This is a genomic window from Pseudomonas sp. PS01297, from assembly GCF_029959305.1.
GTDB lineage: Bacteria > Pseudomonadota > Gammaproteobacteria > Pseudomonadales > Pseudomonadaceae > Aquipseudomonas > Aquipseudomonas helleri.
This window is the reverse complement of the sequence record NZ_JASCPQ010000013.1, coordinates 63,881-74,251: the sequence shown is the minus strand read 5'-3', so window position 1 is coordinate 74,251 and position 10,371 is coordinate 63,881. Positions and strand designations below refer to the sequence as shown.

The following is a 10,371-nucleotide window of genomic DNA, read 5'->3' as shown; positions in this document are numbered from 1 at the left end:
AGCTTGCCTCGCGATCTTTTAAAGATCAAAAGATCGCGAGGCAAGCTCGCTCCTACAAAATAGTGACCGAATTATAAATATTAGTCACTGCTTGACCCTATGTATCACTCGCGTCGTTAAGCTAGACTGCGTCCCACATTAATCGTCGTTTACAGATTACGAGGTTTGCCATGGCTGATTACAAAGCGCCGCTGCGTGATATGCGCTTCGTCCTCAATGAAGTGTTCGAAGTTGCTGCTCTCTGGGCGCAACTGCCTGCATTGGCCGAGTCCGTTGATGCTGAAACGGTCGAAGCCATTCTCGAAGAAGCCGGCAAGGTGACCGCCAAGAGCGTCGCCCCGTTGAGTCGCGACGCTGACGAGGAAGGCTGCCACTGGAATGACTCCGTGGTGACCACGCCGGCCGGTTTTGTCGATGCCTATAAAACCTACGCCGAAGGCGGTTGGGTGGGCGTGGGCGGCAACCCGGAGTTCGGCGGCATGGGCATGCCCAAGGCGGTGTCGGCCCAGGTCGAAGAAATGATCAACTCCTCCAGCCTGGCCTTTGGCCTGTACCCGATGCTCACCTCAGGCGCCTGCGTGTCGATCAACGCCCACGCCAGCGAAGAACTCAAAGCCACGTACCTGCCCAATATGTACTCGGGCGAGTGGGCCGGTTCCATGTGCTTGACCGAGCCGCACGCCGGGACCGACCTGGGGATGATTCGCACCAAGGCCGAGCCGCAAGCTGACGGTTCGTACAAGGTCAGCGGGACGAAGATTTTTATCACCGGTGGCGAGCACGACCTCACCGAAAACATCATCCACTTGGTACTGGCCAAACTGCCGGACGCACCCGCGGGGCCTAAAGGCATTTCGCTATTCCTGGTGCCCAAGGTGCTGGTCAATGCCGATGGCAGCCTGGGTGAGCGCAACCCGGTGTTCTGCGGTTCGATCGAACACAAGATGGGCATCAAGGCGTCGTCGACCTGCGTGATGAACTTCGATGAGGCCGTGGGTTATCTGGTGGGTGAGCCTAACCGTGGCCTGGCGGCGATGTTCACCATGATGAACTACGAGCGTCTGGGCGTGGGTATCCAGGGCCTGGCCTCGGGCGAGCGCTCGTATCAGAACGCCGTGGAATATGCCCGTGACCGCCTGCAAGGGCGCGCGGCAACCGGCGCACAGGCCAAAGACAAAGCGGCTGACCCGATCATCGTGCACGCCGACGTGCGCCGCATGCTGCTGACCATGAAGGCGTCCAACGAAGGCGGCCGCGCGTTCTCGACCTACGTGGCCAATCAGTTGGACATCGCCAAGTTCAGCGAAGACCCGACCGCCCGCGCTCGCGCTGATGGTTTGGTGGCGTTGCTGACGCCAGTGGCCAAGGCCTTCCTGACTGACCTTGGGCTGGAGACCACGGTGCACGGCCAGCAAGTGTTTGGCGGCCATGGCTACATTCGCGAGTGGGGCCAGGAGCAACTGGTGCGTGATGTGCGCATCACGCAGATCTACGAAGGCACCAACGGCATTCAGGCGCTGGACCTGATGGGGCGCAAGATCGTCGGTAATCGCGGGGCTGACTACCGCGTGTTCGCTGACGAGATCCGCCAGTTCATCGCGCAGGCCCCGGCTGACCTCAACGAGTTCACCCAGCCGTTGGCCGCTGCGCTGGACAACCTTGACCAGTTGACCGCCTGGGTACTGGACCGCGCGCAACACAACCCGAATGAAATCGGCGCGGCGTCGGTTGAGTACCTGCACGTGTTCGGCTACACCGCGTATGCCTACATGTGGGCGTTGATGGCCCGTGCGGCGCAGGGTAAAGAGGCGGATGACGCGTTCTATGCCAGCAAGCTGGGCACTGCGCGCTTTTATTTCGCGCGTTTATTGCCGCGTATCCATTCGTTGAGTGCTTCGGTCAAGGCGGGCAGTGAGTCGCTGTATTTGCTGGATGAGGCCCAGTTTTAAGGTGTTTAGTCCTGTGTAAGCTTTTGCTTACATTACGTGCTGCCAATCGCCCATATCGCCAAATTGGATCCATGGGTAATCTTGGTTTCAAGGACGTAGAGCAGGAAGCTCAAAGCAACAACACGGACACGTAGGATTCCGCCAGGATGGTGGAGCGAAAAGGATGTCAGGGAAACAGTCTGCAAAACCCCGCTTAGGCGGGGTTTTCTTTTTTGTGCGCCTGAAATTTCTGTAGCCGCTGCCGAAGGCTGCGATAAGGGCCGAAGGACCTTCGCTCTTGGTTCAATGCAGGGCCGCTACGCAGCCCATCGCAGCCTGCGGCAGCGGCTACAGGGAATCGTGCAGCCTTACAGCGGCGCCTCCTGGTGTTGAATCACGTCTTCAAGCAGGCTGCGCAATAGCCCCAGGGTGGCTTGCTGGCGCTGCACGTCGCGGCACACCAGGCCGACTTTCAGCGGCACGCGGGGTTCGCTCAGGGGTTTCCAGAGCAGCGCCTGATGGTCATTCTCATGGCGCGAGCGCCCCGGCAGCACGGTCGCCAACTTGGTGTGCAGCAAGCTGTCGAGTATCCCGGCCATGGTGTTCAACTCGGCCTGCACCTGCGGGCGACGGCCCAGGCTGGCCAGTTGGTTTTGCCAGATCTGGCGCACCTGAAACTCTTCCCCGAGCAACAACATCGGCAACTCGGCGGCCTGTGTCAGTGACACCTTCTTGAATTCACGCAGCGGATGATCCGCCGGGATGACCAGTTGCAGTTCATCTTCGTACAGCTGCGTGCCATGCAACCCCGGCTGGCGCGGCGGCAGGTAGCTGATACCGATGTCCAGTGAGCCATTGAGCAGGCGCCGCTCGATTTCCATGCCGGTCAATTCGTAAATCTGTACCACCAAATGCGGCTGTGCCTGACGCACGCGCTCGAGCATTTGCGGCACCAGGCTGGTGTGCACGGTTTGCAGTACGCCAATGGCAATGGTGCGCAGCGCATGGCCTTGAAAGTTACTCAACGCTTCACGCGCACGCTGCAAGCCGTCGAGCAGCGGCAAGGCGTGGTTGTACAGCGTATGGGCGGCCAGGGTGGGCAGCAGGCGTTTGCTGCTGCGCTCGAAGAGGGTCACGTCGAGGTTGTGTTCGAGCTGGCGGATCTGCTGTGACAGCGCCGGTTGCGAGATCGACAGACGCTCGGCAGCGCGGCCCACATGGCCTTCTTCGTACACCGCGACGAAATAACGCAGTTGCTTGAAATCCATAAGTAATACTTATCGAAAATGCTTAAAAAACGAAATAGCTCAAAGGCTTGTGGGCGCCTAGTCTACGCCCGTTCCACTGGGGCTATCGAGCAAAAACGCGCGATAAACCGTACCGGTGGCGCGCTTATTTACATAGGCAAGGCTAAAAACCCGTCAGAGGTTTTAGCGCCCGGGCCGTGCCGGGGCGGTTGCAAATCGAATCTGCTTATGAACACAAGGCCTGCGTGCATGAACCTGTTTAACTTGCGTCGCCCCCAAGCCCATCTTGCTCAACCCGTGGCGGAGCCTGCCCCCGCGCATGAGAGCAACCCGCAAGCCCGCTTTTGCCTGATGCCCAGCGTAGAACGCCCGGCGCAGGTGTTTGTGCGTGGCCAGGGTTCCTGGATGTGGGACAGCGACAGCCGTGCGTACCTCGACTTCACTCAGGGGGGGGCCGTGAACAGCCTGGGCCACAGCCCGGCGGTGCTGGTCAAGGCCATGACGGAACAAGCCCAGTCATTGATGAACCCCGGCGCAGGCTTTTATAACCGCGCCATGCTGACCCTGGCTGAGCGCCTGTGCCAGAGCACGGGCAGCGATCAGGTGCACTTTTTAAACACCGGGGCCGAGGCCAACGAAGGCGCGATCAAGCTGGCGCGCAAGTGGGGCCAACTGCACCGCAACGGCGCCCACCGGATTATCACCGCAACGCGCAGCTGCCACGGTCGCAGCTTCGGCGCGATGTCGGCCTCGGGCAGCGGCACTTTCGACAACCGCTTTGAGCCGCAACTGCCGGGCTTTATCAACGTACCGTTTAACGACTTGCCTGCGCTGCATGCGGCGGTGGATGCACAGACCGTGGCCATCATGCTGGAGCCGGTGCAAAGCGATGCGGGGGTGATTCCGGCGACCGAGCATTACCTCAAGGGCGTCGAGCGCCTGTGCCGCGAGCTGGGTATTTTGCTGATTCTGGATGAAGTCCAGACCGGCATGGGCCGCTGCGGGTCGTTGCTGGCAGAGCAGAACTACGGCGTGCGCGCCGATATTGTCACTCTGGGCAAAGGCCTGGGTGGCGGCGTGCCGTTGGCCGCATTGCTGGCCCGTGGCAAAGCATGTTGCCTGGAGCCCGGCGAGCTGGGCGGCACCCACCACGGCAACGCGTTGATGACCGCAGCCGGTGTCGCGGTGCTCGACACGATTCTGGAAAAAGATTTTCTGGCGCAAGTGCGCGACGCGGGTCAGTACCTGCGCGAAGGGCTGGGGCGACTGGCCAATAGTTATGCACAGGGTGAATTGCGCGGCCAGGGTTTGTTTTGGGGCCTGACCTTGTCGGATGACTCGGCTGAGAACGTGGTTAAGGCTGCGCTGTACGAAGGGCTGTTGATCACCGCCCCGCAGCCCAACTGCCTGCGCTTTACCCCGGCGTTGTGCGTCAGCAAAGGCAACATCGACGAGATGTTGCTACGTCTGGCCCGGGCCTTTGCCCGCGTACGTACGGCGCAGTTGCACTGCCGTCGTGCGGTTACGACGTAACGCCTTTTAAAGAACCGTCTCGCGGTATAACGCGTCGCCCTGTGCCTGTTTCGTTCGGCGCGGGGCGTTTTTTTGTCTGTGGATAAGTCTGCGCTGAACCTTTTGTCGGGCCTGTGAGTCGATTAAGGGTAAGGGCCGTGTGAGCCCGTTAAGGATTGGGAGCCGAGCGTATGGAATTTCTGAAGATCATCATTGCCATTTTGCTGCCGCCATTGGGCGTGTTCATGCAGGTGGGGTTTGGCGGGGCATTCTGGTTGAACATCTTGCTGACCCTGTGCGGTTACATCCCGGGGATCGTGCACGCGGTGTACATCATCGCCAAGCGTTCGAATTGACCCGCCGTCTGTAGGAGCGAGCTTGTCTCGCGAGCTTTTAAAGATCAAAAGATCGCGAGGCGAGCTCGCTCCTACAGGGGTTTTGGGGTTTCAGGGGTTTAGCAGTTTGCTGTAGAACAGCCATTCGTGCTCGAGCGCGTGGGCCTGGTTGCTGGCTTTGCGAAAGCCGTGGCGTTCTTGCGGGTAGTAATACGCTTTGGCCGGGATGCCGTTGTCTTCCAGGGCCTTGAGCATGTCGCGGGTTTGCTGTGGCACGACCACGGCGTCCAGTTCTCCTTGAAAGAAGATCACCGGCACGCGGATTTGCCCGGCGTGCAGCAACGGCGTGCGCGCAGCGTAACGCTCGGCATCGCGCACAGGGTCGCCGATCAGCCAATCGAGGTAGTCGCCTTCAAACTTGTGGGTGCTGCGCGTCAGTGCAATCGGGTCGCTGACGCCATACAGGCTGGCACCGCCACGGAATACGTCTTTGAACGCCAGCGCACACAGGGTGGTGTAGCCGCCCGCGCTACCGCCGCGAATAAAGGCTTTTTCGCCATCAATCAGCCCTTGCCCGGCCAGGTAGCTGACCACCGCGCAGGCATCTTCAACATCCACTTCGCCCCATTTCAGGTGCAAGGCTTGCCGATAATCGCGGCCATAGCCGGTGCTGCCCCGGTAGTTGAGGTCGGCCACGGCAAAGCCGCGCTGGGTCCAGTACTGAATGCGCGGGTCGAGCATCGGGTAGCAGGCCGACGTCGGGCCGCCGTGCACGAAGACCACCAAGGGCGGTTTAACCTCGCCGTGCATCGCCGGGTAGAAGAAACCGTGGGCTTCGCCGTTGCCGGACGGGTAGCGCAAGGTCTGCGGGCGGCTGATTTGTTCGGCGGGCAAGGGCGCTATGCCACCGGCCAGCACGCGGGCCTGCTTGTCGCTGCGGCCAATGCGCAGGATCGCCGACGGGCTGACGGGGGAGGCGGCGATGCAATAGAGGTAAGCGTCATCCAGCGCCAGGCAGCGAAACCGGCTGTAGTCGCCGGTGAAGTCTTCGACGCTGCCGTCAGCCGCGTGAATGCCCAAGCGTCCGAAACCGGCTTCGGTCCAGGTCGCCAAGTAGCTTTGTTCGCCCAGCGGCAGCCAGGTCCGGCCGCCCAATTGCCAAGGTGCCGGGGCGTGGTCGGCCGCTGCGCTTTGCGCGGGCACCAGGCCTTCGCCCGACTCGGACCACGGCTGCCAGAAGCCGCCGCGGTCGGTCAGGCAATACAGGCGGTTGTGTTCGTCAAAGCGCGGCTGTTGCAGAGACTCTTCGCTCAGGTCCCCGGCAATGCAGTGCGCGGGGTTCCACTGGCCTTGGTGATGGCCTTCGGCGAGCATCAGGCGGGTTGAGGTCCAGGGTTGATGCGGGCGGCTCCACTCAATCCAGGCCAGGCGCTGGCCATCCGGGCTGAGGGTAGGGGCGGCGTAAAAGTCGGCGCCTTCGGCCAGCACCTGGCGCTGGCGGGTGCTCAGGTCGATGCTGACCAGCCGGTGCTGCGCGGCGGCTTCTTCCACGGCCAATACCCGACCGTGGGCAAACTGCACGTCGCCGTAGCGACAGGTGCCGTGGGTCAGCGCGTGCGGTGCGCTGCCGTCCAGAGCCTGTTGGTACAGTTGCTGATCGGTTTCGTTGACGAACACCACGCCGTCATCGCTGAGGCAAAACGAACCCCCGCCGTATTCATACACCCGGCTGCTCACACTGAAGGTGGCGGGGGTCAGGCAGTGCGCCTGCTCATCGCGCCAGTGCCAAATGCGGCAGGCGCCTTCTTGCGGACGGTACTCGTTCCAGAACAGGCCGTGGGGGCTGACCCGCAGTTCGGCGAAATCGACACCGGCGGCAACGGCGAGGGCGGCGCTGAAAGGTTCAGCCTTTTGCGATGAGGCGTGAGTTTCGTTCATTTCTGAAGGCCAATTGTTCGATGGTCTGGGTGGCGTGCTCGGCTTCTTCGCGCGCCTTGAGAATCAGGTCGTGTTGCGGCGATTTACTGCACACCGGGTCTGCGTTGCTGGCGTCTCCAGTGAGCATAAAGGCTTGGCAACGGCAGCCGCCGAAGTCCTTTTCTTTCTCGTCGCACGAGCGGCAAGGCTCGGGCATCCAGTCATAGCCTCGAAAACGATTGAAGCCGAACGAGTCGTACCAGATGTGTTGCATGCTGTGGTCACGCACGTTAGGGAACTCGACCGGCATTTGTCTAGCTCCGTGGCACGGCAAGGCGGTGCCGTCCGGGGTCACGGTGAGGAAGATGCTGCCCCAGCCGTTCATGCAGGCTTTTGGCCGCTCTTCGTAGTAGTCCGGGGTGACGAAGATCAGCTTGCACGGGTGGCCTTGTGCTTCGAGCTTGGCGCGGTATTCGTTGGTGATGCGCTCGGCGCGTACCAATTGCTCTTTGGTCGGCAGCAGGCCCACCCGGTTGAGTTGCGCCCAGCCGTAGAACTGACAGGTCGCCAGCTCGACAAAGTCAGCTTCGAGGGCGATGCAGAGCTCGATGATGCGGTCGATTTTGTCGATGTTGTGCCGATGGGTGACGAAGTTCAGCACCATCGGGTAGCCGTGGGCTTTGACGGCGCGGGCCATTTCGAGCTTTTGCGCGAAGGCCTTTTTCGAGCCCGCGAGCAGGTTGTTTACTTGCTCGTCGCTGGCCTGGAAGCTGATCTGGATGTGGTCCAGCCCGGCCTTTTTGAAGTCGCTGATTTTTTGCTCAGTGAGACCGATGCCGGAGGTGATCAGGTTGGTGTAAAAACCCAGTTTGCGGGCCTCGCCGATCAGCTCGGCCAAGTCCTGACGCACCAGCGGCTCGCCGCCTGAAAACCCCAATTGCGCCGCACCCATTTCCCGCGCTTCACGAAACACTTTGACCCATTGCTCGGTGCTCAGCTCTTTGCCTTGCTGGGCGAAGTCCAGCGGGTTGGAGCAATACGGGCATTGCAGCGGGCAGCGATACGTCAGCTCGGCGAGCAGCCACAGCGGCAGGCCGACCTCGGGTTTGGGCGGCAGCGCCAGCGGTCTGTCAGACAAGTTCGATCCAGTGCTGTGCACGTGCGACCTCCATAAATTGCTCGATGTCATCACCCAGCTCCGGCACGCCGGGGAACTGCGCGTCCAGTGCGGCGATGATCGCCGCCACGTCGCGCTCGCCGTCGATCAGGCCACCGATCAGGGCCGCACTCTCGTTGAGTTTGATCATGCCTTCGGGGTAGAGCAGCACATGGCCTTTTTGCGCGGGTTCGTACTGAAAACGATAGCCCTGGCGCCAGGTCGGGGTTTTGCTGCGATCGAAACTCATAGGGCGATTCCTTTGTGCCAGACACGTTGGTCGGTCACGCTGTGATAGGGCGGGCGGTCCAGCTCGTAGGCCATGGTCATGGCGTCGAGCATGCTCCACAAAATGTCCAGTTTGAACTGGAGAATCTCAAGCATGCGTTGCTGACCCGCGTAGGTGGTGTAGTGCTGCAAGGTGATCGCCAAGCCATGCTCAACGTCGCGGCGGGCCTGGCCCAGGCGGGTGCGGAAGTATTCATAACCGGCCGGGTCGATCCACGGGTAATGCTGCGGCCAGCTGTCGAGGCGTGACTGGTGGATCTGTGGGGCAAACATTTCGGTCAGCGAGCTGCTGGCGGCTTCTTCCCACGTGGCGCGACGTGCGAAGTTGACGTAGGCGTCGACCGCAAAGCGCACGCCGGGCAGCACCAGTTCCTGGGAACGCAGTTGGTCCGGGTCCAGACCCACGGCCTGGCCCAGGCGCAGCCAGGCTTCGATGCCACCGTCTTCGCCGGGGGCGCCGTCGTGGTCGAGCAGGCGCTGGATCCACTCGCGGCGTACTTCGCGGTCCGGGCAGTTGGCCAGGATGGCGGCGTCTTTGAGCGGGATGTTGACCTGGTAATAGAAGCGGTTGGCGACCCAGCCCTGGATCTGTTCGCGGGTCGCGCGGCCTTCATACATCGCCACCTGATACGGGTGATAGATGTGGTAATACGCGCCTTTGGCCCGCAGTGCGGCTTCGAACTCGGCAGTGGAGAGTGGGGCTTGGGTCATGGTGCCTCCAGAAGGTGAACCTCTGTAGGAGCGAGCTTGCCTCGCGATCTTTTGATCGTTTAAAAGCTCGCGAGGCAAGCTCGCTCCTACAGGTTTTGGGTGGGTTACAACTCGATGCTCATGCCGTCAAAGGCCACTTCAACGCCCCGGCGGGCCAGTTCGGCGCGCTCGGCGGAGTCTTCGTCGAGGATCGGGTTGGTGTTGTTGATGTGGATCAGCACCTTGCGCTGCTCGGGCAATTGCTCCAGCACTTCGAGCATGCCGCCGGGGCCGTTTTGTGCCAGGTGGCCCATTTCACGGCCGGTGCGGGTACCCACGCCACGGCGTTGCATTTCGTCGTCGTCCCACAGTGTGCCGTCCACCAGCAGGCAATCGCTGCCAGCCATGATGTCCAGCAACGGCGCGTCGACCTTGCCCAGCCCCGGCGCGTAGAACAGCTTGCCGCCGGTGCGCAGGTCTTCAACGATCAGGCCGATGTTGTCACCCGGGTGCGGGTCGAAGCGGTGCGGCGAGTAAGGCGGCGCAGCACTGCGCAACGGCAGCGGGCTGAAACGCAGGTTCGGGCAGGCCGGGATGGTGAACGAGCCGTGCAACTCGATGCGGTTCCAGTTCAGGCCGCCGTTCCAGTGCTTGAGCATGTTGAACAGCGGGAAGCCGGTGCTCAGGTCTTCGTGGACCATGTCGGTGCACCACACCTCATGCGGGCAGCCTTCGCGCAGGCTCAGCAGGCCGGTGGTGTGGTCGATCTGGCTGTCCATCAAAATAATGGCGCTGATGCCGGTGTCTCGCAGGGCGCGGCCCGGTTGCATCGGGGCGAAGCTCTGGAGTTGCGCGCGGATGTCGGGCGAGGTGTTGCACAGCACCCAGTTGACGCCATCGTCAGAGATCGCAATCGAGGATTGGGTGCGTGCTTTGGCGTTCAGGCTGCCATCGCGAAAACCCGCGCAGTTCACGCAGTTACAGTTCCACTGTGGAAAACCACCGCCGGCGGCGGAACCTAAAATCTGGACAAACATGGCGTGTTCTCTTGCAAATCTGAAAATAAAAACGCCCCGGCGAGCCGAGGCGTTGGGTTGCTCTGCTCAACTCTTGATAACCAAGAGCCGCGACAGATCAACGGCTTGCGAAGTACATGGTCACTTCAAAGCCAATACGCAGGTCGGTGTAAGCAGGTTTAGTCCACGACATAGGGTGTCTCCTTCAGCGGTTGGTGGGGTGTCTCTGGGTTAGTCCCTCTCCCGAAGGAGTGGTTCTGACAACTTGGACGGCTATGTTAC

10 protein-coding genes are annotated in these 10,371 nt (G+C 61.3%); 3 read left to right on the top strand and 7 right to left on the bottom strand.

Going from position 1 to position 10,371, the window contains the following annotated elements:
* Positions 1–170 precede the first annotated feature (170 nt).
* On the top strand, positions 171–1,949 hold the full coding sequence (locus QMX84_RS06875; protein ID WP_282363453.1) for an acyl-CoA dehydrogenase C-terminal domain-containing protein: 1,779 nt from the start codon (positions 171–173) through the stop codon (positions 1,947–1,949).
* A gap of 347 nt (positions 1,950–2,296) precedes the next feature.
* Here QMX84_RS06875 and QMX84_RS06870 read toward each other — a convergent pair whose 3' ends face one another.
* Complete coding sequence (locus QMX84_RS06870; protein ID WP_282363452.1) at positions 2,297–3,196, bottom strand: LysR family transcriptional regulator; 900 nt, start codon at positions 3,194–3,196, stop codon at positions 2,297–2,299.
* A gap of 228 nt (positions 3,197–3,424) precedes the next feature.
* Between QMX84_RS06870 and QMX84_RS06865 the strand changes: the two genes are divergently transcribed.
* Positions 3,425–4,708 carry an aminotransferase class III-fold pyridoxal phosphate-dependent enzyme gene (locus tag QMX84_RS06865; RefSeq protein WP_282363451.1) on the top strand — a complete coding sequence of 428 codons (1,284 nt, stop codon included), beginning with the start codon at positions 3,425–3,427 and terminating at the stop codon, positions 4,706–4,708.
* 170 nt (positions 4,709–4,878) lie between these two features.
* Positions 4,879–5,043: a YqaE/Pmp3 family membrane protein gene (locus tag QMX84_RS06860; protein ID WP_048384917.1), complete on the top strand. Its 165-nt coding sequence runs from the start codon at positions 4,879–4,881 to the stop codon at positions 5,041–5,043.
* Between the two features lie 90 nt (positions 5,044–5,133).
* Here QMX84_RS06860 and QMX84_RS06855 read toward each other — a convergent pair whose 3' ends face one another.
* The 6 genes from QMX84_RS06855 to pqqA form a co-directional block, all read right to left on the bottom strand.
* Positions 5,134–6,960 carry a S9 family peptidase gene (locus QMX84_RS06855; protein ID WP_282363449.1) on the bottom strand — a complete coding sequence of 609 codons (1,827 nt, stop codon included), beginning with the start codon at positions 6,958–6,960 and terminating at the stop codon, positions 5,134–5,136.
* Complete coding sequence (gene pqqE, locus QMX84_RS06850) at positions 6,926–8,098, bottom strand: pyrroloquinoline quinone biosynthesis protein PqqE (RefSeq protein ID WP_048372269.1); 1,173 nt, start codon at positions 8,096–8,098, stop codon at positions 6,926–6,928. The genes QMX84_RS06855 and pqqE overlap by 35 nt, the downstream gene beginning before the upstream one ends.
* Entirely contained in the window at positions 8,070–8,345 is a 276-nt protein-coding gene (pqqD, locus tag QMX84_RS06845) for a pyrroloquinoline quinone biosynthesis peptide chaperone PqqD (protein ID WP_048372268.1), read from the bottom strand. The genes pqqE and pqqD overlap by 29 nt, the downstream gene beginning before the upstream one ends.
* Complete coding sequence (gene pqqC, locus QMX84_RS06840; RefSeq protein WP_048372266.1) at positions 8,342–9,094, bottom strand: pyrroloquinoline-quinone synthase PqqC; 753 nt, start codon at positions 9,092–9,094, stop codon at positions 8,342–8,344. Before pqqC ends, pqqD begins: the two co-directional genes overlap by 4 nt.
* Positions 9,095–9,198: 104 nt before the next feature.
* The gene (pqqB, locus tag QMX84_RS06835; protein ID WP_262124214.1) at positions 9,199–10,110 is read right to left on the bottom strand and encodes a pyrroloquinoline quinone biosynthesis protein PqqB; all 912 of its coding nucleotides are present in this window, start codon (positions 10,108–10,110) and stop codon (positions 9,199–9,201) included.
* Between the two features lie 97 nt (positions 10,111–10,207).
* A complete protein-coding gene (pqqA, locus tag QMX84_RS06830) occupies positions 10,208–10,282 on the bottom strand; it encodes a pyrroloquinoline quinone precursor peptide PqqA (RefSeq protein ID WP_003422658.1) in 75 nt (24 codons plus the stop codon).
* Between the last annotated feature and the right edge of the window lie 89 nt (positions 10,283–10,371).

Coding starts and splice junctions, on each gene's coding strand:
- pqqC (WP_048372266.1), bottom strand. CDS start 9,094: ATGACCCAAGCCCCACTCTCCACTGCCGAGTTCGAAGCCGCACTGCGG.
- pqqB (WP_262124214.1), bottom strand. CDS start 10,110: ATGTTTGTCCAGATTTTAGGTTCCGCCGCCGGCGGTGGTTTTCCACAG.
- pqqD (WP_048372268.1), bottom strand. CDS start 8,345: ATGAGTTTCGATCGCAGCAAAACCCCGACCTGGCGCCAGGGCTATCGT.
- QMX84_RS06865 (WP_282363451.1), top strand. CDS start 3,425: ATGAACCTGTTTAACTTGCGTCGCCCCCAAGCCCATCTTGCTCAACCC.
- QMX84_RS06870 (WP_282363452.1), bottom strand. CDS start 3,196: ATGGATTTCAAGCAACTGCGTTATTTCGTCGCGGTGTACGAAGAAGGC.
- QMX84_RS06860 (WP_048384917.1), top strand. CDS start 4,879: ATGGAATTTCTGAAGATCATCATTGCCATTTTGCTGCCGCCATTGGGC.
- QMX84_RS06855 (WP_282363449.1), bottom strand. CDS start 6,960: ATGAACGAAACTCACGCCTCATCGCAAAAGGCTGAACCTTTCAGCGCC.
- QMX84_RS06875 (WP_282363453.1), top strand. CDS start 171: ATGGCTGATTACAAAGCGCCGCTGCGTGATATGCGCTTCGTCCTCAAT.